The sequence below is a fragment of the Pseudoalteromonas sp. SWYJZ98 genome (assembly GCF_015864495.1).
Classification (GTDB): domain Bacteria; phylum Pseudomonadota; class Gammaproteobacteria; order Enterobacterales; family Alteromonadaceae; genus Pseudoalteromonas; species Pseudoalteromonas distincta.
The window spans coordinates 37,328-63,596 of the sequence record NZ_JADYXA010000021.1 but is presented as its reverse complement, the minus strand read 5'-3'; the positions used below and the strand labels follow the sequence as shown (position 1 = coordinate 63,596).

Below are 26,269 nucleotides of genomic sequence, written 5' to 3'. Positions count from 1 at the left end.
ATATTTCAGTTGTGCTTTTCTAATGAACAAACACAAATGAAGTTTAATTAATAATATAAATTTCAATTACTTCTGTTTAACAAGGACCCATCAGGCGTCCTCTACTTATCTATATATGGACTGCAAAAGTGTTTTCAAGATGATTTTTCAAAAAATTATTTATTTTACTTTTAACACCACATTAAGCGCCCAATAACAGTAGCGATTATTTAAAAACGCTGATCCCTAAGGCATATCAATAAAAGCGAACAGCTTAATCGCTTGTTTGCTCTTTAATATTTAACTCAAATGGTTACACTAGTAGCAATTTAATTGAGGAGTTCACTATGTTAACTGTAATTTTTGGTCGTGAAGGCTGCCCATTTTGTGTTCGTGCTAAAGACGTAGCAGAGCAACTATCAAATGAACGTGATGATTTTAAATTTCGCTATATCGACATTATTAAAGAAGGCATAAGTAAAGAAGATCTTGAAAAGTCTGCCGGCAAACCTTGCCCAACAGTGCCGCAAATCTTTGTAGACCAAAAACACATTGGTGGTTTTACAGAGTTTGAGGCCTACGCCAAAGAGAATCTTGGACTTTATCAATAAGTTCTGTATCAAATATGTTAACCAGTTAAGTAATCTAGTTACTTAGCTGGTTAAATTTCGACCAACATCAATCACCTATAAATTAGTTGTAATTTCTACAAGCATTTACCGCATTTATCCTTTATAATGCGCGCCTCTTTAAATTCGTTGAGGCGTATTAATGTCAGAACCAGTCACGTTTGAATCTCTAAATCTTTCTCCTGCAATTTTGAAGGCAGTTGAAGAGTTGGGTTACAAGACACCATCTGAAATCCAAGCTCAATGTATACCGTTATTGCTAGAAAGAAAGGACGTACTGGGACTAGCTCAAACGGGTACAGGTAAAACCGCAGCATTTGCACTACCACTATTAAATAATATTGACCCGTCTGTGAAACAGCCACAGATCCTTGTACTCACACCAACCCGTGAGCTTGCGATCCAAGTTGCTGAGGCATTTGAACAATATGCTAAACATGTTCGTGGTATTGAAGTATTGGCACTTTATGGTGGCCAAAGCTACAGTATCCAACTAAGTGCACTTCGTCGTGGCGCGCAAGTTATCGTAGCTACTCCAGGTCGCTTAATCGATCATATTAACCGTGGCACTATCAAGTTTGATGCTCTACAAGCACTTGTACTTGATGAAGCCGATGAAATGTTACGTATGGGCTTTATCGATGATGTAGAAAGCATCATGGAAAAAACACCGCGCGAAAAGCAAACATGTCTTTTCTCTGCGACTATGCCTAAGCAAATTCAAAACATCAGCAGCAAGTATATGAACAATCCTGAACAGGTTCATATTTCTGCGCGTAACTCTACAGTATCATCTGTTGAGCAAGTGTTTTGGAATGCAAGCGTACATAAAAATAAAGCAATTGTTCGCTTCTTAGAAGCTGAGCAATATGAAGGTGCTATTGTTTTCGTACGTACGCGTAACGATACAGTACAACTTGCTGAGTTATTAGAGCGCGAAGGTTTCTCTGCTGCTCCACTTAACGGTGACATGAACCAGCAAGCACGTGAACGCACTGTAGATCGCTTAAAAAGTGGCATGCTAAACATTGTTATTGCAACAGATGTAGCGGCACGTGGTCTAGATGTTGACCGTTTAAGCTTAGTTATCAACTACGATATCCCACAAGATTCTGAAGCCTACGTTCACCGTATCGGCCGTACAGGTCGTGCTGGTCGTACTGGTAAAGCAATCTTATTCGTAAAACATAATGAACGTTATTTACTTAAAAATATCATTCGTCATACGAAATCTGAAATTGCTCAAGTTGAATTACCTACAGCAAAAATTGTTGAAGAAAAACGTATCGAAGCGTTACAAGCAAAATTAACTATTGCGCTTGAAAACAAAGACATCACGTTCTTCAATGAAGTAGCTACTAACATGGCTGAAAAACTTGACCTTCCTCTTGAAAGCTTAGCGGGTGCGTTACTGTGTTTAGCACAGCAACAGTCGCCAATTAAAGTTGAAGAAGTTAAAATTCAACCTCGTGAACGTAACGAGCGTAACGACCGCAATTCACGCAACGATCGTGGTGACCGTGGACGTCGTAACGAACGTGGCGGCGAACGTGGTGGTGAACGCGCTGAGCGTAAACCTCGCGAACGTAACAGCCGTGATGCAGGTCCTATGGATACTTACCGTATCGAAGTAGGTCGTGAACATGGTGTTCAGGTTAAAAATATTGTTGGCGCTATCGCTAACGAAGCTGACATCTCAAGCAAGTTTATTGGTGATATTCGTCTACACGACAATCACAGCACGGTTCAATTACCGCAAAACATGCCTAAAGATGTACTTGATCACTTCCAAAAAGTGTTTATTTGTAAACGCCCTATGGGCTTAACAATTACAACTGATCAAGGTCCTGCTGAACCACGTGGCGAACGCTCTGAGCGTCCAGCTGGTGATAAGAAACGCAGCTTTAATAAAGATGACGGCGCACGCGGTGATAAGCGCAGCGGTCCTCGTAAAGAACGTCGCCCTGTAAGCTTCACAGCTAAATAAGCAACGACTCTTTAATAAAAAAACCTTGCCACGAAAGTGACAAGGTTTTTTTGTGTCTGGAGCTTGAAGGTAATAGGTTCAAGATGAAAGATTTGAGCAACTCGCGTTAAATTTTTAACTACATATTAAACTTAAGAAATTAACCGTAAAATATAATTTAGCTTTTATTAAAAATAACTCTTTAAAAAGAAATTCAAATTTTATGCGTTTGTAATTATTAGCTTCTATCTAGGCTGATTTCTCAATACTTCTGTTATAAAACACTCATGTCGGAAATCGTCAGCGGTATATTTATCTCTATTAACATTAGAAATCGAACTATATTTAATCCATAGATTTAAAATATCGACTAAGGCACTTTGTCTTTTTTGAGAGAAATAAAAGCTACACTCAGATTCTCCATCGTCAAGAAAGCTAGTTTGTAATGCGTAAATATCTATAATTAATTTTATAATTAAAGTAATAGGCTCTTTTCCAATTGAAAAGTGGCGAATGCCTATAACATGACAAACTTGTAAAAGAGTCGCTTCCATAATTCCTAAAAGATATACTATTTTTAAGGTATATATATTTATAGAATTCTTTTGTTCTATTTTTTGCTCTTCCGAAAAGTCGGGAAACAATAAGTTTATAAATTTCAGTTTATTTCGTTTAGTGTTTGCTATTTTCCCGAACTCAAAAACCTTAGCCTCGAATAGTTTCATAAATTCATATATATACTCTATTTTTTTAATATCTATCTCGAAGTATGGATCTTCTTTTTTTGTTGGTTTTGGATAAAAGCGTGTAAAAATTAATGTGGCATCTTCAGGTCTAATGCATTTAAAGTTACCATTGAATATAACTGCAGAGAAATTTTCTCTAAATAGAGTTAACTCTTTATGATAGAGATCTATTTTATGCTCAAACTCTTGCCTTTCTATTGTTCTTTTCTGGTAATTCAAATTAGATTGGAACTGTAATGCACGAAAGTTAGCAGTTGCCAAAGTAGCAAGAGGTAATGCTGAACCTAAAATCCATAAAGGCACATTCATATATTCTAAGAAAACAGATAGGGTTTCTTTATTTGGCCATTCAATTGATAGACCATCATTTATAAAAATAAAACTCATCAGTAAAGAAGATAAGCTAACCGGTATAATTATAGCTATCCAAAAATATGAATATGTGAACACACTACTAATTTTTTTATTGTTATTCATATACTTTAAGTCCCTCAATGCACACTCAAGCTAAGAGAGTTATTATTTAATCCAATTAAATAAATATGCTTAATTTAAAGTTCTAAAAAGCCCTACCAGTTCATGATGGGGCTTTTACTTTTGTTATAGTGATTATTCTTTGTTATGGCGTTACTGCCGGATACACGTAGCTGGCATCAAGTCCTAGTGGAATACCAAGTGCCCAGTAACCTAATAAAAAGATACTCCAGCCAATCATAAAGGCGATTGAGTACGGTAGCATAATAGCAATTAAAGTGCCTATCCCGGTGCCTTTCACATACTTTTGACAGTACACCACCACTAATGGGAAGTATGGCATTAACGGTGTAATAATATTAGAGCTTGAGTCACCTACACGATAAGCGGCTTGAGTTAAGTCAGGCGAAATGCCAAGTTGCATTAACATCGGTACAAAAATGGGGCCAAGTAACGCCCATTTTGCTGAACTTGAACCTACAAACAAGTTAACAAAGCCAGTTAAAAAGATAATGCCTACAACCGTTACTGCACTTGGCAATTCCATCGCCTTTAATAACTGCGCACCTTCAATTGCGAGCAGTGCACCTAAATTTGATTTACTAAATGCAGCAATAAATAGCGAACAGAAAAACGCCATGACGATATAATATGCCATGCCGCTCATCGCTTTACTCATAGCATCAATCATATCTTTTGAGGTTTTAAAGGTACCTACCGTAAAGCCATATACAGTGCCCGGAATCCAAAAAAGTAAAAATATTAGTGGTACAATTGATTGCATTAAAGGAGAGCTAAAATTAGTAAGGGATCCATCACTACTGCGCATTGCAGAATCGTCTGGAGCAGAGACAAATGCTAATAACGCAAGTCCAGCAATCATCACGGTACTGGCTATATAAAAGGCACGTTTTTCATCACTACGTGCATCTTCAAATACAGGTAAATCCTCTTTAGCACCATCAACCGCTGTTTTTTGTAAACGTGGTTCAATAATTTTATCGGTGATATACCAGCCCAATGCCACAATAAATAAGCTAGATGCTGAAGCAAATGCCCAGTTATTTAACGGGTTAATTGTCATTGCAGGATTAATTATTTGCGCCGCACTTTGGGTAAAGCTTTGTAGCAATGGATCAATCCCTGATGGAATAAAGTTAGCCCCAAAACCACCACTCACACCAGCAAATGCAGCTGCAATACCCGCAAGCGGATGGCGTCCTGCAGCATAAATATAACACCGGCAAGTGGAATAACTAATACATAACCTGCGTCAGTAGCGGTATGGCTCACAATGGCTACTAAAATGATTGAAGGCGTTAATAGCTTTTTAGGAGTAACTTTAAGCATTAACTTAAGACCGGTATTAATGAAGCCCGAATGCTCTGCAACACCTACACCTAACATAGCTACTAAAACGACACCTAAGGGAGCGAAGCCGGTAAAGGTTTTTACCATAGAGGATAAAAAAGTAGCGAGCGAATCACTTGCCAGCATATTATTAATAATAATCGCTTCACCGGTACGTGGGTCTATTGCATCAAAGCTTACGCCTGAAAACCACCACGACAAAAACCAAATTAATAACATTGCAAACAGAAATATTACGGCTGGATCTGGAAGCTTATTGCCAACCCGCTCAACAAAATTTAAAAAACGCGCAACAACCCCTGAAGGTAAAGCGTCTTGATTATTACTCATTCTTATTGTTCCTAAATTTATTTTTAGTAACAATATCGCATAAAAACAAAACAGTAAATTAACATTAAAATCTACTTTAAAAGTTTTGGGCACAAAAAAACACGATAGTGATAAACACATCGTGTTTTTTGTAACACTTAGGGTTAAGCGAGGGCTTTAACTTCATCCCATAAGCGTGCAACTAATGCCTTGTCTTCTTCGTTAAGCTCGCCGTTGCGATATGCTTTAACTAAGCTTTGCTCTACAGTTTCGTTTAGCTCATCTATACTGATTGTCAGCTTTTCTACTTCGGCATAACCAACTGCAAGATCAAAATGACCTCGTAAATAGCCGCCAGCAAATAACTCATCGTCAGTTGCTTTTATTACTAAATCATCGAAGTACTGCTGGGCTGCATCGATATAGTTCACTAAACTCATTTATTAATCTCCTGGTTTTGCAAAGCACCTATATTTTCAATGTTGTGGTGCCCTACTGCATACATAATATGGTCGTTAAATCCGGTGGTTACTTTAATATAACCCGTTAATTCATCATCTAATTCGCCATCGCCTGTATCACAAATAAGGGGGCGACCATTAAGCGCTTGTAGTTTTGTTTTAGTTGCTACTACAATAATATTTTCTTTGCCAATTGCGCGTATAAGCACAGGACTCAATTGCTGGTTACCACGGCCAAATATATGCCCTTGCCCGCCAATGAGCGTAATGACTAACTTAGTACTTTGATCATGTGTAAGCTCAAGTAATTGTTTAGCCGTTAAATCTTGGGCAACTAAGGTTTGATCTTTTATTAAATCAACACCAAGTAACGTATTTTCAAGCCCCATTTCTTCCATTATGGCTTCAACCGTTGAGCCGCTACCCATAATATAAAATGTGTCTTCATCCATTTGCGATACAACATGCGCTGCAATGTCGGCAAGTACGAGTTCGTCGGTTTCTTTACCGCCATTTTTAACCGCTTGCATATAGCGTACTTCGCTAGGTGTTTGCATTTCGCCGTAGCGTTTGGCTTTTACTGTGCCTTGCCTGAAAGCATCTTCATCTATATCCATTACATCTGCATCGGCTAAGGTAACTAACTGCCCCTTAACCAGCATTTCGACTACGCGCCCTGCAGCCTTTGGCGTAATAGCGTAAACACCAGAATGGATTTTACAACCTGCGGGAATACCAAGTACGGGAATGGTATCCTCTATTGCATGGCAAATGTTACGTGCTGTACCGTCGCCTCCGGCAAATAAGACCAAATCAACACCAGAGTTTTTAAGTATTTTTGCGGCTTGTTCTGTGTCATCTGGGGTTGTTATTGCAGAAGTGTTATATACAACCTCTACATTAAAGCCCAAAGCTTTTGCTGTTTGCTCACCCATGTCATCGTTAACAGTGTAAATAGTTAAGCGTTCTTTATAAGGTAATAGCACCTCAAGCGCTGCTTTTGTTCGGCTATTTGCTTTTGGCTCTGCACCTAATTCAATTGCTTTAGCGGCTGTGTGTGCGCCATCACTGCCTTTTAAGGCAACTGTGCCGCCTAAACCTGCTACAGGGTTTACAATTAAGCCTAATTTAAACGCCATTACAAAGCTCCTTTGGATGTTGCCAATTAAATTGCTGCGCTGTTAATGGCCACGGTGTATTGTAAAAATCACAGAGTGCTTTTAAAAGTGATTCTGTACGAGAGTTAAAGCCATTTTCGATTAGCGATAATACCCGTGCATATACTCGCTGCTGAAAATCAAACCGACATGTTTGCTCGCCGTTTAAGTTATCCACCGACACATTAAAATTAAACCCTGCTGCGGTGCTTAATAACCACTCTATAGCTTGGGGCTTTACTTCTACGTTTTCAAACTCAGCTTGTTTTTGTTTGTCGCGCCCGTCTGGGCAGTACCAATAGCCGTAATCTTCTAATAAACGACGTGCATCGCCTGCTACTAGCCAATGCGCAATTTCATGCAGTGCACTCGCGTAAAAACCATGCGCAAATACAACTTGGTGATATGGCACGTGCTCTGTTGCTGGTAAATACACAGGTTCAAAATCGCCTTTTATCAGACATGTATTATGACTTTGATAAAAAGTGCGTTCAAAAATTGAAATTAGATCAGCTATTTGATGCATAAAATTAGGTTAATTTTTCTCGGTTGCAGCGCTATTTTGCGCAGTAAAAACGAGACGAATTGTACGGGCTTTTACAACTAAAGTAAAAATAAGCTCCTAGTGTTTACCACTTAAACAACAATACTTATAAATAAACTGCTTGCACACATAGATAGGAAACACCAATACCTCACGATCATAAAGCAAACCTATTTGCTTATTACGGCGCATTGATTTATTAGGGTTACTCTCTATGTTTAATAACAAAAGTATCAGTCTCAACTTATTTGCTATTCCTTAGGAGCTACTTATTAAAGCTGTTAGGTAAGTTAGTGATGAACTAAAAGAATGGGGAATCAGCTCTTTTTATTACAAAGGTTTTAGTGTTTCACAAAGTATTACTTCGATTACGCTGAAAAGTAAAATAAGTGGTTAATGTATCGCTGCTGCACTACTAAAAATAGGCAGCCTTAATAAAGACTGCCTGTCATTAAGCGTTTATTAATCGCGAGTTGGTGTTACCTTAAGTGAATAAACTTGTGGTTTTTTATGTACTTCTACAAACTTTTCACTAACATCCGATTTGTCTGATGCAGCTGCTTTAGTTAAAGAAGGAGTTAATGCTTTGGTGCTCTGTAGCATCTTAGAATCCGAAGCAAAACCAAGCATTTCAAAGTCATCAATTATCCAGCCTCTAAAGCCATTGTAGAGCCCATCATTCGTTTGGAAATCAAAACGTATGACAACTGATTGACCTACATAATCAGTTAGGTCTAGCTCTTCTAGCACCCAAACAGGTTTACGATTATAACCACCCGATGAGAATGGTTTTGCCTTACGATCTGCCTCATTTGGATCAACAAAAGGGTTTAGCTTCTTAAGTGTTTCAAAGGTTTCACCACTGTCAGTACTTATTTGCACTTCCATGATATCGTATCCATTCTCATTAGGATTTACTGATTCAATTTCCCACCATGTTCTAAATTTAAGAAGTGCGGCACTAACTGATGTCAAGTCAATCGCAGGCGATACAAGCTGTCCTGAATTTGCTTGCTCTGACTGCCCGCCACTAAGAAGGTAATCATTACTGTTTTGTGTGCCTATGAATGTACCCGTATCTTCCTGACCATACCACCACGCACTGTTACCGCTCGATGCTTTAGGTAATAACGCTTTTGGGCCTTCCTCATCTGGCGCTAGAGAAGTATATCCTCCATCAACTAAGGTATTAGTAATGCTATTATTTGCGAGGTCAACCTGGTTCCAAAATCCTGTAAATTGCCAGCTATTTTCACCTTCTTCAAAGCCATCAGAAAATATTATTTGCTCTTCTAAATTTTGGCTAACAAGTGTGAAGTTCTCTAGACGCTCCTTACCTGCCAATATGATAACTTCTTCACGCACTGAGGTTGTATAACCAAATGCAGAAACTTCCATTATGAAAGATTCAATTTCACCACCATCCGAATCACTTTTTGAAATATTCGAAATAGCAAATTCACCATTACTATCAGTAGTTGAAGCTGCAAAGAAACCATTTGTTTGCTCACCACCAGAAATCCTTACAGAGGCACCTTCTAATGGATTACCGTTACCATCAACAACAAAACCACTTAAAGAACCAACAGCACCAACTTCAGTAGATGCTAAATTTAAGGTTGTTTGAATTGTACTTTCATCATTAACGATGATTGAGATAGCGGCTGTTTGGTAACCTTCTTGAGTGCCATATGCTTTATATGATCCCGCTTCTAAGTACATCTTACTAACACCTAACGAATCTGTGTAGCTAGACATTTCAAAGTTTTGTCCTGTGTCAGATTCAAGGCTAATTTGTACGCCCACTTGCGGCTCAAGGGATACAGTGTCTTTTGCGGTTAATATGACTGTTGAGTACTCAAATTCATACTCCTTAACCACAACAACTTCTGATCCACTCGTAGGGTTAAGCAAGTTAATAGTTGCAAGCAAGCGATGTCTTGAAGCGCTTGTATCAAGATCAACTAATAATTCGCTTTCAGCTGTTGAGCTAGTCTTAACCGTTTGCCATTTATCTGAGGCACCAAAAGACTGCAGTTCCCATTCAATATTTTCTACTTGTAAATCAGTATCTATAGAGTCAAATAATAGTTGTGTTTGAGCCGTAAAAGGATCAGGTATAGCACTTGAAATGATCACTTTGCTATCAATAATTGCCTGTGCTTTTTCTAAGGCTTTTTGTGCATTAACAATTGGAATTTGGTGAGCTAACGTCGCAATATTAGTCCCCTCATCCACACTCTTTGATGGAGTAATATAACGCTCAGTCACAAACTCTGTTGCACTATCAATTAATATATTTTTTACCTCTTCGCCTGTAAAATCTGGGTAAATAGAATATATTAGTGAAGCCACCCCTGTTACTATAGCTGCACCTGAAGATGTTCCCGAAAAAGCACTTGTACCATCTCCATATTGACCATCTGTATAATATTGAGAATCTGACTTCAAGGTTTTATAAGAAGTCGGTGCTGCTATATCTACTGAGCTTCCATAGTTGCTGTAAAAAGGTAAACGGTTATCATCATCAACAACGGCAACAAACATCACGTTCTGCTGCTTTTGTAGAGTACCGTTACTAGTAAAGTGAAGAGCTGAGCTATGTAAGCGTGCATCCACACCGTAAACATTGTTGCTGTTGCCCGCACCATTGCCGATGCCATTACCTGCAGACCACACTAATAACTTATCTAAATTACTTTCTGCTATTTTTCGGTAGGGTCTAGAAGCGACTAGAGCAAGCGTATTTCGCTCTTCTAAGCTAACAATGTTCGATGGGTCGAAAGAAACTGGAATATAACCAGGGATTGACCATGAGCTATTTACCGTCACAACACCTGCTTTTGATAATAAAGCTTTAAGGCTTTCTTTACCCCAATTACCTAAGATTAATTGAGAAGACCAGTTAATCCCAGACATGCCTGTCCCATTATTGGTAGCGGCACCAATAGTACCTGCTACAGCTGTACCATGATCAGAAACTTGGGACGTCAATACTTCAGAGTAGCGTCCTTTTAGCTCTGGATGGGTTGTATCAAAGCCACCATCAGAAATTGCTACTAAAACATCAGTGCTACCTGTTGTAAAGTCCCATGCAGCCGTTGCTAATATTTTCTCTAGATGCCAGTTATCGCCGCCATCAGTGAAGTCACTACCGTCATTTGGTATTGTATCTTCTTGTCGTAATACGTTCTGCCCTTCAAAAACACGGTTATCAACACTTGAAACGCCCTGCTCTAGCTTTAACAGCTCCATTGCTTCTTTAGTCTTTAAATCACTTTCATCATATTCAACTAATAAGCCCTGTGTTTCGTCATAACCTTTTACAACTAACTGCTCATAATTAGCCACGAGCGTTTTAAGTGCATCCTTATCAAGTGAAGACGAGTAGACCCAAGATTGATTTGATATCGCCCCTATTAGCTCGTTAACTTCAGTAGTATCATCATTACCAGAAACTTTTAACACATCAAATTCAAAACTTGGAGTAATACTAAATGTTGTACTTTTAACGCTATCATTATCTTTTGACTGCGCAATTAATTTATACTCACCCACGGCAGTTGGAGTAAGAGTTACTGATTGATCTTCAGATTTAGTTAACGTTAATGCTGAAGTCTCTGGTTGCATTTCTACTTGCCAGTTAATTTCACCTAAATCATCATCAGAGATAAAATTAATAGCCACTTCTTGGTTTTGTACTGGCACAGAACTAAAGCTAATTGCGGTATTACTTAGCTGTGCAAATACCGGATTAACTGTAACAATCACACTACCTGTGACCACTTCACCTGCAGAGTCTTTGACTGATAACTGAAACTCTAAATTTGCTTGCTCAGAGACATCTGGCGCTATAAATGAGGTCGAAGCAGTTGTTGATGTGTTCAACTCAACACTTGTCCCATCAGTTTGAGACCATTCATATGATAACTCACGGCCTTCAGGGTCTGTTCCCTGAGCAGTTAAAACAACTTTAGTATTTTCATCAACACTTTGATCTTCTCCCATTACTAACGCTGGAGGTTTATTTTGTAATGCTGTTGGTTCGACACTTTTATCATCACTTCCACACCCAACCAAAGACGTTATAGTGATCGCAAGTAGTAATTTTTTAAAATATTTAACTTCTGTATTTAATCCAAATTTAGTTTGTCGCATTCCTGCTCCTTTTTAAATCCATGATAAATATTTACTTAGCTAATAAAAACGATTTTACGTCTCTATAAAGATAGATAAATCCTCATAGAAACACGCTAAAATAGCGAGAGTAAATAATAGATTGATTGCGGCAGGAAGTTACAGATCATGGTAAAGACGAGGTGCAACTTCCTTGTTGCTATGATTAGTATTTAATATAGTTAAGCTAATAGTTCTATATACTAATCAATTTCTTATTTAAAGAGTAATTCTTTGTATAATTATTAAGCACTGGTTTTTTGATAATAAAAAACCTAACTTAATTAACATTAACATTACGAGAGAGAGAAAACCATAGTCTATCCTTCAAGATTGAATTTATATTAATATATTTTTTATTTGCTGTTTTAGCTTATTTTTATTCAGTATTTGAGTCTATTCGATTTGAAAAACACATCAACAATGGTCGGGAATAGTTCTAGGAGAACCATAATCTTCGAGTTCTCTTTGGTTATCGTCTACTATCATTTCATGTAGGGCACTGGCACAAAATAGAGTGTAGACATCACCTTATTAAGTATTGTGTTATGGTTTTGTAAAAAATAGAAATGAGATCCGTTATTTTCCGCACTAAAAACGAGATGAATTGTATGGTTTTTTTACAACTAAAGTAAAAACAAGACGTAAGAGTAAAATCTAAATAGGTTAACCATTTACTTTATTGATGTTTTTAATAATACCTAAACAGTAAAGCGTATTGGCAAGTTCTATACGCTGTGTTTTTTCGCTAGCGGTTTTGTTGGCTAAGCTAGTTAACATATCGTACCGTTTACGTAGAGTTAGTATATATCTGGCATGCTTACGGCATTCAAAACAACGTGTGCAGTGTGAATCCACCCAAAAACCAAGTACCTCAAACCAATATTGTTGCTCTTGAGCAAAGAAAATAAATGCCTTAGGGCAGGTCTCGCACTGCTCCTCAATATCTACATAGAGTGTTCGAGGAAAACTGGCATAATTTTGCTTTTTTATATCAGCCAACATTACCGTATTAGAGAAGTATTTAAGGCTCGAGTAACGTCAATGCCCTTTCTCTATCTCCTCTATTGTCACTAAGGTATTTGTAGTTATTGGTCTATTGCCATACCTTAGGTGGTTAAGGTACATATATCTACCTATTTTAAATTCACGGCTTACATCTTAAAAGTAAGCTAAATAAAAGCAAGTTAAAGCAAAATCAATAATACGTAGTTATTATCCGAATTTAGGTATAAGTAATTTCTATACTTTGAATAATTTAGCCCATTAAATACATTCGGCATTAGCATTACTTAGTGTTCAATACTCTCTACTTTTACCTGCTTAGCTATATGGTTTTTTAACAAACGGGTATTACGCGTGTTAGCTTTAAAAAACGCATCAAATATATCGCCAAAAAATGGCACTAAGCCGCCCACAAAATCTATGAGCATATTAATGATCATCTTAGTCTTTATACGTTTACTCACACCTAAACGCTGCGCTTCTATAAGCACATAGCTTGATAAAATTAGCCCTGCGGCATCACCTATAACAGGGATTAAGCCAATCACAGCCTCCAAACCTATATTAAATTTAGTAAAAGGAATACCAATGCTGCTATCCGTTAACTTACTGAAACGTTCTAAGCGGGCTATTGCAGCTTGGGCTTTTATTTGTGAGTGTTCATTAATATTATCGTTCATGATTACTACCCTCCTTCTTGCAGTATATAGTGCTTACTTGAACAACTCCTGAAAGGCTCCTAACTAAATTACAGACATAAAAAAAACGCGGTAATCCGCGTTTTTTTATAATAAATACTTACACAGAGCCATTAATTGGCCCATGTTCGTGGTTTACATGTGGATTTTGTCCGCGTTGACGCAGTAAGTGGTCCATTAAGGTAATGGCCATCATTGCCTCTGCAATCGGTATTGCACGAATACCTACACACGGGTCGTGACGACCTTTAGTGATCATCTCAACCGCTTCGTTGCTTGTATTAATGCTGTTACCTGGGATGGTAATGCTCGAGGTTGGCTTTAGCGCAATAGAAGCAATAATGTCTTGCCCTGTCGAAATACCCGCAAGTACGCCACCTGCATGATTTGATGTAAAACCTTCAGGGGTTAGCTCGTCGCGATGCTCAGAGCCTTTTTGCTCAACTACGTCAAAGCCATCACCAATTTCAACGCCTTTAACTGCGTTAATACTCATTAATGAGTGTGCAAGTTCAGCGTCAAGGCGGTCAAATACAGGCTCACCAAGACCAACAGGTACATTACTTGCCACTACTTTTACTTTAGCGCCAACTGAGTCACCTTGCTTTTTAAGATCACGCATATATTCGTCAAGCGCTTCAAGCTTACTTGCATCAGGGAAGAAAAAAAAGTTATTTTCCACTTCATCCCAGTCAAACGTTTCGGCCTTAATAGGGCCAAGCTGACTTAAGCATGCTTTAACTTCAATACCATGAAATTGCTTTAAGTATTTTTTAGCAATAGCACCTGCCGCTACGCGTATCGCGGTTTCGCGTGCAGATGAACGACCGCCACCGCGATAATCGCGCAAGCCGTACTTATGCCAATACGTGTAATCGCCATGACCTGGGCGAAATACATCTTTAATTTTACCGTAATCTTGCGAGCGTTGATCGGTATTTTCAATCAATAGACCAATGCTGGTACCTGTGGTTTTACCTTCAAAAACGCCTGCTAATATTTTTATTTGATCGCTTTCACGGCGCTGCGTTGTATAACGGCTTTGGCCTGGTTTTCGGCGATCTAAATCAATTTGTAAGTCGGCCTCTGTGATTTCAAGACCTGCGGGAGTACCATCAACAACGCCGCCTAATGCAACGCCGTGGCTCTCACCAAAGGTGGACACTTTAAATAACTGCCCAATGCTATTACCTGCCATTAACTTTCCTCATTCCTAATGACTACCAATAGCCAAGCACAGGGCTTGGCTATTCATTTTTTTACTTATTTTGCAAAATACTCATCTAGCTGCTTTTTGCTAATTACAAATACACCTAAGCCGCCTTGTTCAAATTCAATCCATTCAAACGGCGCGCCCGGATACAGTGCATCCATATGTACCATAGAGTTACCAACTTCTACAAATAACAAACCGTTATCAGTTAGATATTCACTCGCTTCGCTCAATATAGTACGGGTTACATCTAAACCATCGTGACCTGATGCAAGTCCAAGCTCTGGCTCATGATGAAATTCGCGTGGCAGGTCAGCCATATCTTCTGCATCAACATACGGTGGGTTTGCTACTATTAGGTCGTATTTTTGACCTGGTACACCGCTAAATACATCAGACTGAATAGGTAACACGCGATCACTCAACATGTAATCGTTAATGTTAATGTCTGTCACTTCAAGCGCTTCATACGATATATCTACCGCATCAACTTGTGCCTGCTCAAAAGCTTGCGCAAGTGCAATTGCGATACAACCCGAACCCGTACATAAATCTAATATACGGTTTACCGATTGTGGCTCTTCAAGCCAGGGTGTAAAGCGGTTACTAATAAGCTCGGCAAATGGTGAGCGAGGTATAAGTACACGTTCATCCACATAAAATGGCATACCCGCAAACCATGCAATGTTTGTTAAGTAAGGTACTGGTGTGCAGTCGTTAATACGTTCTGCAATAAGACCCGCAAGTCGGTTTTTTTCTGTGCTTGTTAAACGCGCGTGCATTAATTCTTTTGGCGCATCAACAGGCAAGCTAAGCGCAGGCAGTAATAAGCTTACAGCTTCATCCCATGCGTTATCTGTACCGTGTCCAAAAAATATACTACTACTTGCAAATTGGCTTGTAGTCCAACGTAACCAGTCATGTAAAGTTGACAGTTCTGCAACGGCTTCTTCGAGTGTTGCTTCTTCTATTTGTAAATCGCTCATATATTTTTACCTGTATTAGCTTACTGACTGTTTTGAGTCTTTAAGACGATTGCATTGCCTATCTGCGCTGGGCAAATTACAATTGCCCCTCATTTAAGTATTGTACCGCCTTTTGCGCTGCGTTTTTACGTTTTTTTGTTTAGGTAATAGTTATGAAAAAAGACACTCCATCACATTCGTCCCTAAGCAATGACGACATAAGCTTATTTCGTCAAACGATCACAGGCGCCAAAGTATTTAAACAAGATACTCATCGTTTTGATACAAAGCCTAAGGTGTCACAAGCTAAGCAATTTGCCCAGCAAAAAAAGCAGGCTCAATCTGAATTTTTCTTCTCAGACGTTTATATTCCCGATATAGACACCCACGGCACGGTTAAATATGTAAAACCTGGCCAAGATACTTTCCTAGCTAAACAGCTTCGCCGTGGTGACTTTGCACCCGATTTGACGCTAGATTTACATGGCTTAAATAAAGAACTTGCTAAAGACGAACTCGCTGGACTCATTCACGAATGTAAAAAGCAGCATTATTATTGTGCATGTGTAGTGCACGGTATTGGTGGCGGCGTACTAAAGCACAAAGTGCCTCAGTACTTAGTACAGCACCCTGACGTAATAGCGATGCACCAAGCCCCTCTCGAATATGGTGGTAGAGGCGCTGTACTTATTTTAATTAATTTACCGCAAAGTGATGAATTTAGACGCTAACTTTAGCTATTACTAGGATGTAACTACGTGCATATTTTTTCAATTATTTTTCCGCTCATTTTTATTGTTGCGCTTGGTTATAGCTGTTGCCGATTAAAATTTTTCGACAAGCAGCATATCGCAGGCCTGAGTAAGTTTACTTTTTATATTAGTTTGCCAGCTTTTTTATTATTAAATATGTCGCAAATTAACTTACAGCAAAGTATTAGCCTTTTTGCATTTTTGAGCTTTTACATACCTGTTTTGAGTGTATTTGGGGTGGGTATATTAATTGATCGCTTTTATTTAAGTAAAAAACATTTAAAAAACTACCAACAACACGGTGTATTTGGACTTGCTTCTAGCTATTCAAATATGGTGTTAGTGGGTATTCCTATTATTATTGCCTCGCTTGGCAAAGAGATGATAGCCATTGCATTTATGATCATTACTTTTCATAGCACATTGTTATTCGCACTTACATTTTTAATAGGCGCTAAAGGTAGCAGCGATAAATTTTCGTGGTCGCACTTTGGAAAAAGTATGGTACTAAATCCTATTGTACTGAGTATTGGGTGCGGGCTTATATTAAACATATTAGGAGTTACACTGTTTAGCGACTTAGCAAATAGTTTGGAGCTATTAGCTAAACCAGCAATTGCCTGTGCGCTATTTGTACTTGGTGCAAATTTAGCTTTTTATAAAATAGCTGCAAATTGGCAACCGGCTTTAATAGCATCAATTTTAAAAATATTTTTATTGCCTGCATTAGTTTTATTGGTAGGCACTTATGTATTTAAGCTAGACACGCAAATACTTAATGTATTGGTACTTTTAAGTGCGTCCCCTGTTGGCGTAAATGCTTATCTTATTGCGACTCAAATAAAGCAACATGAAGCTACTCTTGCTGGGGCTGTCGTACTTTCTACTATCTTAAGTGTTATTAGCTTTACGTTTTGGCTAGCTTTACTACTTTAGCTTACAAACCGCCGGCTACATCAACAAAGCTACCCGTTGTAAAAGAAGCGTGCTCTGAAGCTAAAAAGTAAATTGCTACAGCAACTTCCTCGGGTGTACCGCCTCTGCCAAGGGGTAATTTACTTTTAAGACGATCGACTCGATTTTTTTCACCGCCATCGCTATGCATATCAGTGTAAATAAGCCCAGGTCTAACCGAGTTAACTCGAATACCTTTACTTGCCACCTCTTTTGCCAAGCCAATAGTAAATGTGTCCATTGCACCTTTAGATGCTGCATAATCAATGTACTCATTAGGAGAGCCCGTTTTAGCGGCCCCCGATGAAACATTAACAATACTACCGCCATTTCCCATTCGCTTTATTGCCTCACGGCTACATAAAAAAGCACTGGTAATATTTGTAGTCAAAACTTCGTTTATGCGCTCAGCACTCATTTCTAACAAGGGCATTTGTGGTTTTAAAATACCGGCGTTATTTATTAGTACATCAAGTTGGCTAAATTCTTTATCAATAAAATCAAACAACGCCAAAACATCTGCCTCTTTCGATACATCTGCTTTTATAACTTGAGCTCTAACGCCAAAGCTTCTTACTTGATCGGCTACTAGCTTCGCACTAGCTAAATCAGCTTTATAATTAATGCAAACATCATAACCATGCTTTGCAAAATATAGTGCGGTAGCTGCGCCAATACCTCGGCTAGAGCCTGTGATAAGTACAACGGGGGGAGCGATTCATTAAAGCTATTATTCTTTTAAAGCTGCGACTACTGAAATTTCAACAAGTAGTGCTTCACGTGCCATTTTAGCTTCCACACAGGCACGTGCTGGTGCATAACCCTCGGGTACCCATGCATCCCATACTGCATTCATATCAGCAAAGTATTCCATGCTCTTTACATAAATAGTCGCGCTAAGCATATGTTCTTTTGAACTCCCTGCTTCATCAAGCAGCGCCTCTACTTTATCAAGCATAGTTTGAGTTTGCTCTTTAATACCTTTTTGCGCGTCGGCGCATACCTGCCCACATAAATACACAGTGCCATTATGTTTTACTATGCGGCTCATGCGCGCACCTGTTTGTAAGCGTTCTATCGTCATAATACTTTTCTCAATTATTTAAAGGTTTTCTGGGGCATTTATACTTATATAACTACTACGCTGGGTTTGCTCATCATAACTAATAACAGCAACAGCACCTGTATTAAAAATTGGCATATTACCAGGGCTTAATTGATCCACTAAATAACTTACAATAGGCATGTGTGCCACTATAAGCCATGTATTGCATTGGGGATGAGTAGCAATAAGCGTTTCAAGATAGTCAGCAGCAATTTGAGGTTTGCCTTCGGGGATAATATCGGACGTGGTTTCGCTAAATTTAAATACGTTATTTTTAGCCACACCTGCAGCTGTTTGCTGTGCACGAATGTAAGGACTAACTAACAGTGCATCAGGGCAATGTGCTTTACTGAGCCAAAGGCCCATTTTTTCAGCTTCATCGTGCCCTGTTTGGGTTAAATTTCTACCTGCATCATCAGCCTGCATGGGTGTTGCTTCGCCGTGGCGCATTATTAGGATTGTTTTCATAAAAAATCAACCGATTAAAGAATATAAAACAGTAGCCAGTTTGCCCATTTGTCAGCTATATTAACAACATAAATCTATTTATTTCTAAATAATTCTTTCATGAGATTCAGGTAAATCTTTAAGCTGTATTTCGCTTTCCTGAAGCCATCATCTGTTGTTAACAAGTAAACGTTTAGTTTCAGGAGCATCATTTGAATATCAGCCGCAATGATAACAGAGCATACCGCGCCTTTACACTGGACAATGGTCTAAAAGTACTATTAGTGCAAGATAAAGATTCTACAAAAGCGGCAGCATCAATGGCAGTTAACGCCGGGCATTTTGACGATCCTCTTGATAGGCAAGGCCTAGCACACTTTTTAGAGCACATGCTTTTTTTAGGCACTGACCAATACCCAGATTCAGGCAGTTTTAATAATTTTGTTTCGCAAGCTGGCGGGAACACTAATGCGTGGACTGGCACTGAGCATACCTGTTACTTTTTTGATGTTAATAACCAAGAATTTGAACAGGCGCTTACCCAATTTAGCCGTTTTTTTATTGCGCCACTTTTAAATTCAGCCGAAACAGAAAAAGAACGCAACGCAATTGAAGCCGAGTTTAAACTAAAAATAAAAGACGATGGTCGCCGTATTTATCAAGCCCACAAAGAAACGGTAAATCCAGCTCATCCATTTGCTAAATTTTCTGTAGGAAACCTACAAACCTTAGCTGACAGAGAGCGCTGTATTAGTGATGAGCTTCGCGACTTTTTTAATAGCCAGTACCAAGCTCAGTGGATGACTTTAGTTATTTGCGCAAACGAAACATTAGACACACTACAAAGCTGGGCACAAACTTACTTTGGCGCAATTAAGGGTAATAAAAACCTCAAAAAGCCAGAGATCAGTGAGCCCCTCTATCGCAAACAAGACATAGGAAAAATACTCCATATTGAGCCGCATAAGCATATGCAAAAACTTATCATAAGTTTTGCTATGCCTAATATTGACGACTTTTATCGCCACAAAACAGTGAGTTTTATTGCCCATTTACTTGGCTATGAAGGCGCGGGTTCTCTTTATTCTATTTTAAAAGAGCAAGGCTGGATAAACGCGCTTTCTGCTGGCGGTGGTATTAATGGCAGCAACTTTAAAGACTTTAATATTAGTTTAGCGCTTACCGATGAAGGTATTGAATACTTCGAAGACATTATTGAAATGGTGTTTGAATACATTTGCTTAATTAACGATAACACCGAAAAATTGCCGCGTTTATATCAAGATAAAAAAAATCTATTACAAATAGCATTCGATAACCAAGAAAAGTCACGCTTGATTGATTGGGTCAGTAATTTAAGCATTAATATGCAGCATTACGATGAAGCAAACTACGTGCAAGGCGACTATTTAATGGAAGGCTTTAAAAAAGCGACCCACGAAATGGCCATGCAGTGGTTAACGCCACATAATATGCGCATCGTACTTATACATCCAGATGTAGAGCCTGAACATAAAACCGCATGGTACAACACACCATATAAAGTAGAACATATTTCACCTAGTTGGCTTGATGCACTTAGCGAGATAAATAAACCGCTGAGCGAAATGCTGCTGCCTACCGCTAATCCTTATTTAACAAAAGAAGTGGTGTTATTTGATGTCATAAAACCACAAACAAAACCCGAGTTATTAGTAAAAGAACCCGGTTTTGATTTTTGGTTTAAACAAGACAACACATTTCGTGTTGCTAAAGGCCATTTTTATTTGGCCATGGATTCTGATTTTGCCGTAAAAGATGTAAAACATATGGCACTCACCCGCTTATTTACAGATTTATTTATGGATAGCGTGGGCGAGCAATTTTATCCTGCAGAACTTGCAGGTCTTAGTTACCACTTAACCTCGCATCAAGGTGGGTTAACTCTACATACCGCTGGGCTTTCATCTAGCCAGTTAGAGCTTGTTGATCAATTAATAGATGCTTTATTTAATGTAGAAATTTGTGCAAAACGCTTTGCTGAATATAAAAAACAGCTTGTAAGGCATTGGCGCAATAGCAACCAAAACAAACCAGTCAGTGAGTTGTTTAGTATTTTAGGCGCAAAAATAATGCCTTGGAACCCACAACCTGGGGAGCTTGCATCGGCATTAAAAAACACTTGTTTTCAGCAATTTAATGAGTTCAGAACAGACTTTTTTAAAGCACTACATGTTGAATCATTTTTACATGGTAACTGGCAGCAAAGTGATGCATTAGCCTTTCAAAAAAAGGTCGCCGAACACCTAAAAAACGCAGCCATAATTGAAGATTTAAGACGCCCTCTTTTTGAAATTAAAAAAGTAACTCGCTATGAGTTAGAACTTCCTTGTAGCGACCATGCCATGGTTGTTTACTATCAAGCGCAAACGGATTGCGTGGCCGAAAAAGTAAAAATGATGGCGTTAAATCATTTAATTAATCAAGATTACTTTAACGAGTTACGAACAACACAACAGCTAGGTTATTTAGTGGGCGCAGGTTATGCACCTTTTAACACACGTGCTGGAATAGCATTTTATGTGCAGTCACCTAAGTTTGATGCAAAAACATTATTGCATCGACATAACAGCTTTATTAAAAACTACCTTGATAACATCGATGCACTTGATGAAAACGATTGGCAACAGCAAAAGCATGGCCTTAGTACTCATATTGCAGAAAAAGATAAAAACTTGCGCCTGCGCTCACAACGGTTATGGCTTGCTATTGGTAATAGAGATCACGAATTTCATATGCAGCAGCGACTTTTAGATGCCCTAAACGCGCTAACACTAAGAGAAGTAAAAGTTTATGCACTAAGCCTATTTGATGATGATAGACCAAGATATGAGCTTTTAAGCTCGGCAAAAGTCACTAAATCTCAAAATATGCCCGTTTACTCTCAATCTCTTTGACTCTAGGTTTAGCTTGTTTTAAATTATCATTTGTAAATTAGAAGTAATCAAAAATGATAAAAACAATAATAAAACTAAGCATGCTTGTAGTACTTGCTTACTCATTTGAGCTTTTTGCCTTTGAGTCATCACTTAATTACAACTCTGACAATATACTTATACTAGCAAGCGCCATTATAGCGCTTGCTTTGCCCTACCTGTTATTTGTAATCCACAAACTTAGACGTTCACGCCGCCAACTTCGACTTTCGGAAAAACGCCTTAAAAGTACCGTAGAAGGTAGCGGCGATACACTTTGGGACTGGAACATAAAAACAGGCGAAGTTATTCGTATTAACGATAAGTACTTAATGGACTCAACTACCTTAATGGGGTTTCCACCAAATAAAGGCCTTATCCATCCTCACGATATTAATAACGTTGAGCACTTGTTAAAAGTGCACTTTGCAGAGCAGTCTGCTTTTTTTGAAGCCACCTACCGAATCAAAGATACTTTTGGTCGTTGGCACTGGGTGCTCGACCGCGGAAAAATAATTGAAAAAGACGCCAACTTATCACCCCTTAGAATGACAGGTACCGTTCGCGATATATCACAGTTAAAATCAACTGAAGAGCGCTTAAACCTTTTTGCAAAATGTGTTGAGTCGCTTACTGACGCCTTAGCAATTTACGATAAAAACTTTAAACTGGTTGATATAAACCCTAGCTTTTTAACCTTGTTTGGTGGCGTACGCGAACAATACTTAGGAAAAGAATTTAGCCTATCTGGGTATGAGCCAAGCTACACAAACAGAATTATTGAAATAGTAAAAGAGCGCGAACATATTCAACAAGAAGTGAAGCTTCGTAATAGTGAGCGTATTTTATTACCGATAGAAATATCCATAGATGAAATTAAAAACGATCAAAATCAAATAACTAATTATGTCGTTGTATATTCAGATTTAACAGAGCGTAAAAAAGCAGAATCGCAATTACATAACTTATCGAATCGAGATCGCACAACCAGTCTGCCTAACCGAAATTTATTTTTTACTGATTTGCATAAACTAGTAAAACTCAATTCGCATCACGCCTTGCTTGTATTCGATTTAGATAACTTTAAAAAAATAAATGACTCGTTAGGACATCAGCTAGGTGACAGCTTATTAGCTAAACTAGCAATGCGCTTAAATAAACTAACCCGCGAAAATGATGTGTTTTATCGTTTAGGCGGCGATGAGTTTGCTCTGGTAATGTCTGACACTAACGACATACATGTAATTACACGCATGGCTAAACAGTTTTTAGCGGCCATTGCTACACCATTTAAAATGGCAGGCCACGAACTGGCAATCACCTCAAGTGTAGGTATTGTATTATTCCCTGAAGACGGTAATACGCCTGAACTGCTTTTAAAAAATGCAGATACCGCCATGTATCATGCTAAAAAGAAAGGTAACAGCTACTTATTTTTTAACGACACGATGAACCGTCAAGCCGTTAAACGACTGCAAATTGAAAACCTCATGCGCTTTGGTTTAAAAGAAGATCACTTTGAAGTGTACTACCAACCAAAAATGAATATTCGCACAGGCAAGCTAACCGGAATGGAAGCATTAGTGCGCTTTATTACACCCAAAAAAGGCATTATTAGTCCGGGAGTTTTTATACCTATAGCCGAGGAAACGGGCCAAATAATTGAAATTGGTGAAGTGGTATTAAACAAAGCCTGCAGAGACGTAAAAGAATGGGTAGATAGCGGTTTATTTAGCGGCCGAGTAGCTGTCAATTTATCAGCAAAGCAATTTAGCCTCCCCGATTTAACCTCTCGTATTGACGTTATTTTGCAAAAAAATGAATTACCTTCTTACTTTTTAGAGCTTGAAATAACAGAAGGTACTGTAATGGATGACCCTAAAGAAGCCATTGCAATTATGCGTTCGTTAAGTGCCCGAGGTATTCATTTAGCAATGGATGATTTTGGTACTGGTTATTCATCATTAGCGTATTTAAAGCAATTTCCACTTAATACACTTAAAGTAGATAAAGCATTTATAGATGACATGACCAACGAACGTGGCCGTAATATGGTCGACTCAATAGTCACTATTGCACATAACCTTGATTTACATGTAGTGGCTGAAGGTGTAGAACAAGCTCATCAAATTGATATACTCAAAAAGCTTAATTGCGAAACAGTACAAGGTTATTACTATTCTAAGCCTCTATCAAAAAGTGAATTTACTGAATTTTTAAAGCAACAACAAACTAAAGCAGCCCCAAGCTTAATTAGAAAAAATAAAAATGTGGCGTCAATAAATTAAGGGCGCCATATACACGCATTTATTCCTACATTTCTTACTAAAGCACGACGATAATGTAGATTAAACAAGCACCAGGCTACAGGTCCAAGTAAACCGCCTAAAATCAGCCATCGCTTAATTGGCATGCCTTTTTTAATGGTTTCTAAATACATTAAAGCTATAAATGCACTGCTTAGTAAAAATATAAACAAAATCACCCTTTAAAGTTGCTCAAAAATACGGCGCTTATTCTAACGCTAACGTGATTAAATTTAAAGCAACAAATCCCCCGCGTGCACAAAAAAGCCGAAGCTGTTAAACACAGATTCGGCTTTTAAAATTATAATTTACAAGTTACTTTTCAGCACGACCCATAAATTTGTGTTCAACAGTATTAATACGGATACGGTCACCTGTTGAAATATGCTCTGGCACAGAAATATTTAAGCCAGTTGACATACGTGCAGGTTTTGAACGCGCACTCGCAGATGCACCTTTGATAGATGGGTCTGTTTCTTCAACAACAAGTTCAACACTTGACGGTAAATCAAGCCCTACTGGCGCGCCATCAATAACAATTACGTGTACGCCTTGCGTTTCTTCATTAACAAACTGAATTTCTTCGCTAATAGCATCTTTGTTTAAGTTGTAAGGCGTATAATCTTCATTATCCATAAACACATACTCGTCGCCATCAATGTACGATAGCATTACTTCACGGCGTGTTAAATCAGCCAGCGTTAGCATGTCACTGTCTTTGAATGTTTCGTCAACTTTACCACCGGTTACCACATCGTATAAACGCATACGGTATAAACTACCACCAGCACGACCTTGCGGCACAGAGCGCACAATATCTTTTACAACTAAAACGCGGCCATTGAAGTCAATAGCAGTACCTTTTTTAACATCACTCGCCTTTGGCATGTGTGAATTCCTATTATTTTTTTGATTGGCAGAAACATACCACGAACTGGATTTTGTTCAACTAAAATTACGTTGGTTTTACGCTACATGTTGTATTAGCTTGTAAAATTTTAATTTATACTAAAATACATATAATCAAATGTGAAAAAAACTGCTATGGTAGCTTTACCGAGTATGACTTCAAGGAATGGATCATGGACCAGAAAAAAGTACATGAGTATTTAGTTAAAAAACCACTTGTTCAGGTTACAAAACCATTTGCGCAAGAGGTTGATGTATATAAAGTGAATCATAAAATGTTTGCGACTCTTGCTATTGGCAATGACGGTCAAACTAATGATGATGGTGAGGTTATTTGGTGGCTTAACTTAAAGTGCGATCCTGATGAAGCAATATCATTGCGTGATACTTTCCCGGCAGTGATCCCTGGTTACCATATGAATAAACGCTTATGGAACACAGTAATTTTAGACGGCACAATTGCACAAAGTGAAATTGAGAGAATGATTGATAACTCATTTAATTTAGTCGTAGAAAACATGCCAGAAAAAGACCGCAAAGCTATCGCACTTCACTTGTAGCACTTTTTGGGCTAGGCTACTAGCCCATTAAAACCTTACACCTTAAGCGTATAAATTAAATCGTCGTATAACTTTTCGCCTATTGTATGCACTTTAAAAAGTGTATCGGTATGGGTTAAGCCGCACTTACTAAGCACCTTTTCAGAACCAACATTGCCACGCGTTACGACTGCTTTAAACTGCCTAATACCACATTCTTTCCAAGCCCAATCAATCACAGCTCTTAACGACTCTGTCGCGTAGCCTTTATTAAAATACTCTGGCAATAATAAATACCCAAGCTCTGCGGTTTCTCCGTCATAGGCAAAGCCTGTAACACCCACAGGTTGTTTTGTTTGATTATTAATAATGAGTAAACACAGTGGATGACGTGATTTAGCATTCCACTTAGGCAAGCGTATCTCAAAGCGGTTTCTTACCAGTGACTCCATTGGCATATCAAAACAATACTTAAGGACTTGAGGATCGCGATGAAGCGCTAGAAAAAGAGGCCAATCAGACTCTTCTATTTGGTACATGCTCAATCTTTGTGTAAATAATGTCATTAAGCTCCTCATTTAAATATTAAAAATCATAAAAAAACCGCATT

Annotated in this window: 22 protein-coding genes and 1 pseudogene; 7 read left to right on the top strand and 16 right to left on the bottom strand. The window is 38.4% G+C overall.

The window, feature by feature from the left end; all coding sequences use genetic code 11:
* Nucleotides 1-326: 326 nt before the first annotated feature.
* Together I6F10_RS12915 and I6F10_RS12910 are read left to right on the top strand one after the other, a co-directional pair.
* A complete protein-coding gene (locus I6F10_RS12915; protein ID WP_011327680.1) occupies nt 327-590 on the top strand; it encodes a GrxA family glutaredoxin in 264 nt (87 codons plus the stop codon).
* A gap of 160 nt (nt 591-750) precedes the next feature.
* The gene (locus I6F10_RS12910; RefSeq protein WP_024606656.1) at nt 751-2,595 is read left to right on the top strand and encodes a DEAD/DEAH box helicase; all 1,845 of its coding nucleotides are present in this window, start codon (nt 751-753) and stop codon (nt 2,593-2,595) included.
* A gap of 224 nt (nt 2,596-2,819) precedes the next feature.
* On the opposite strand, the gene I6F10_RS20285 is transcribed toward I6F10_RS12910, so the two are convergent.
* From I6F10_RS20285 to prmB, 10 genes and pseudogenes are all read right to left on the bottom strand, one after another.
* Nucleotides 2,820-3,797 carry a hypothetical protein gene (locus tag I6F10_RS20285; protein ID WP_231619958.1) on the bottom strand — a complete coding sequence of 326 codons (978 nt, stop codon included), beginning with the start codon at nt 3,795-3,797 and terminating at the stop codon, nt 2,820-2,822.
* Between the two features lie 142 nt (nt 3,798-3,939).
* A pseudogene (locus I6F10_RS12900) lies at nt 3,940-5,495 on the bottom strand (AbgT family transporter).
* 143 nt (nt 5,496-5,638) lie between these two features.
* The gene (locus I6F10_RS12895) at nt 5,639-5,914 is read right to left on the bottom strand and encodes a YfcL family protein (RefSeq protein ID WP_024596509.1); all 276 of its coding nucleotides are present in this window, start codon (nt 5,912-5,914) and stop codon (nt 5,639-5,641) included.
* Nucleotides 5,911-7,074 (bottom strand): ATP-NAD kinase family protein, encoded by a 1,164-nt coding sequence (locus tag I6F10_RS12890; RefSeq protein WP_197098939.1) that lies wholly within the window; start codon nt 7,072-7,074, stop codon nt 5,911-5,913. Before I6F10_RS12890 ends, I6F10_RS12895 begins: the two co-directional genes overlap by 4 nt.
* On the bottom strand, nt 7,064-7,618 hold the full coding sequence (locus I6F10_RS12885; RefSeq protein WP_165743685.1) for an elongation factor P hydroxylase: 555 nt from the start codon (nt 7,616-7,618) through the stop codon (nt 7,064-7,066). The genes I6F10_RS12890 and I6F10_RS12885 overlap by 11 nt, the downstream gene beginning before the upstream one ends.
* Before the next feature lie 480 nt (nt 7,619-8,098).
* Complete coding sequence (locus I6F10_RS12880; RefSeq protein ID WP_197098938.1) at nt 8,099-11,794, bottom strand: S8 family serine peptidase; 3,696 nt, start codon at nt 11,792-11,794, stop codon at nt 8,099-8,101.
* Between the two features lie 684 nt (nt 11,795-12,478).
* Nucleotides 12,479-12,817 carry a zinc-ribbon domain containing protein gene (locus I6F10_RS12875; RefSeq protein WP_231619957.1) on the bottom strand — a complete coding sequence of 113 codons (339 nt, stop codon included), beginning with the start codon at nt 12,815-12,817 and terminating at the stop codon, nt 12,479-12,481.
* A 287-nt stretch (nt 12,818-13,104) separates the two neighbouring features.
* Nucleotides 13,105-13,497 carry a DUF4112 domain-containing protein gene (locus tag I6F10_RS12870; protein ID WP_165743681.1) on the bottom strand — a complete coding sequence of 131 codons (393 nt, stop codon included), beginning with the start codon at nt 13,495-13,497 and terminating at the stop codon, nt 13,105-13,107.
* Nucleotides 13,498-13,615: 118 nt separating this feature from the next.
* Nucleotides 13,616-14,713 (bottom strand): chorismate synthase, encoded by a 1,098-nt coding sequence (gene aroC / locus I6F10_RS12865; protein ID WP_165743679.1) that lies wholly within the window; start codon nt 14,711-14,713, stop codon nt 13,616-13,618.
* 65 nt (nt 14,714-14,778) lie between these two features.
* Complete coding sequence (gene prmB / locus I6F10_RS12860) at nt 14,779-15,714, bottom strand: 50S ribosomal protein L3 N(5)-glutamine methyltransferase (RefSeq protein WP_165743677.1); 936 nt, start codon at nt 15,712-15,714, stop codon at nt 14,779-14,781.
* Between the two features lie 152 nt (nt 15,715-15,866).
* Between prmB and smrB the strand changes: the two genes are divergently transcribed.
* Both smrB and I6F10_RS12850 read left to right on the top strand, forming a co-directional pair.
* The gene (gene smrB, locus I6F10_RS12855) at nt 15,867-16,424 is read left to right on the top strand and encodes an endonuclease SmrB (RefSeq protein WP_007377742.1); all 558 of its coding nucleotides are present in this window, start codon (nt 15,867-15,869) and stop codon (nt 16,422-16,424) included.
* Between the two features lie 27 nt (nt 16,425-16,451).
* Nucleotides 16,452-17,381: an AEC family transporter gene (locus I6F10_RS12850; protein WP_165743675.1), complete on the top strand. Its 930-nt coding sequence runs from the start codon at nt 16,452-16,454 to the stop codon at nt 17,379-17,381.
* Between the two features lies 1 nt (nt 17,382).
* Here the strand turns inward: I6F10_RS12850 and I6F10_RS12845 are convergent, their stop codons facing one another.
* The 3 genes from I6F10_RS12845 to sixA are packed head-to-tail and all read right to left on the bottom strand — an operon-like array spanning nt 17,383 to nt 18,972.
* Nucleotides 17,383-18,117, bottom strand: a complete 735-nt coding sequence (locus I6F10_RS12845) for an SDR family oxidoreductase (protein ID WP_165743691.1) — start codon at nt 18,115-18,117, stop codon at nt 17,383-17,385.
* 12 nt (nt 18,118-18,129) lie between these two features.
* Entirely contained in the window at nt 18,130-18,483 is a 354-nt protein-coding gene (locus tag I6F10_RS12840; protein ID WP_165743672.1) for a RidA family protein, read from the bottom strand.
* Between the two features lie 18 nt (nt 18,484-18,501).
* Nucleotides 18,502-18,972: a phosphohistidine phosphatase SixA gene (gene sixA / locus I6F10_RS12835; RefSeq protein ID WP_165743671.1), complete on the bottom strand. Its 471-nt coding sequence runs from the start codon at nt 18,970-18,972 to the stop codon at nt 18,502-18,504.
* Nucleotides 18,973-19,163: 191 nt separating this feature from the next.
* Between sixA and I6F10_RS12830 the strand changes: the two genes are divergently transcribed.
* Nucleotides 19,164-21,887, top strand: coding sequence for an insulinase family protein (locus I6F10_RS12830; RefSeq protein ID WP_165743669.1), 2,724 nt, complete (start codon nt 19,164-19,166; stop codon nt 21,885-21,887).
* A 53-nt stretch (nt 21,888-21,940) separates the two neighbouring features.
* Nucleotides 21,941-24,193, top strand: a complete 2,253-nt coding sequence (locus I6F10_RS12825) for a sensor domain-containing protein (protein ID WP_197098937.1) — start codon at nt 21,941-21,943, stop codon at nt 24,191-24,193.
* Here the strand turns inward: I6F10_RS12825 and I6F10_RS20280 are convergent.
* Together I6F10_RS20280 and efpL are read right to left on the bottom strand one after the other, a co-directional pair.
* Entirely contained in the window at nt 24,190-24,384 is a 195-nt protein-coding gene (locus tag I6F10_RS20280; RefSeq protein WP_231619956.1) for a hypothetical protein, read from the bottom strand. The two genes, I6F10_RS12825 and I6F10_RS20280, sit on opposite strands and share 4 nt — an antisense overlap.
* 142 nt (nt 24,385-24,526) lie before the next feature.
* The gene (gene efpL, locus I6F10_RS12820; protein WP_165743667.1) at nt 24,527-25,099 is read right to left on the bottom strand and encodes an elongation factor P-like protein EfpL; all 573 of its coding nucleotides are present in this window, start codon (nt 25,097-25,099) and stop codon (nt 24,527-24,529) included.
* Nucleotides 25,100-25,293: 194 nt separating this feature from the next.
* On the opposite strand from efpL, the gene I6F10_RS12815 reads away from it, so the two are divergent.
* The gene (locus tag I6F10_RS12815) at nt 25,294-25,680 is read left to right on the top strand and encodes an MmcQ/YjbR family DNA-binding protein (protein WP_024596739.1); all 387 of its coding nucleotides are present in this window, start codon (nt 25,294-25,296) and stop codon (nt 25,678-25,680) included.
* 35 nt (nt 25,681-25,715) lie between these two features.
* Here I6F10_RS12815 and I6F10_RS12810 read toward each other — a convergent pair whose 3' ends face one another.
* On the bottom strand, nt 25,716-26,225 hold the full coding sequence (locus I6F10_RS12810) for a GNAT family N-acetyltransferase (RefSeq protein ID WP_165743665.1): 510 nt from the start codon (nt 26,223-26,225) through the stop codon (nt 25,716-25,718).
* Nucleotides 26,226-26,269 lie beyond the last annotated feature (44 nt).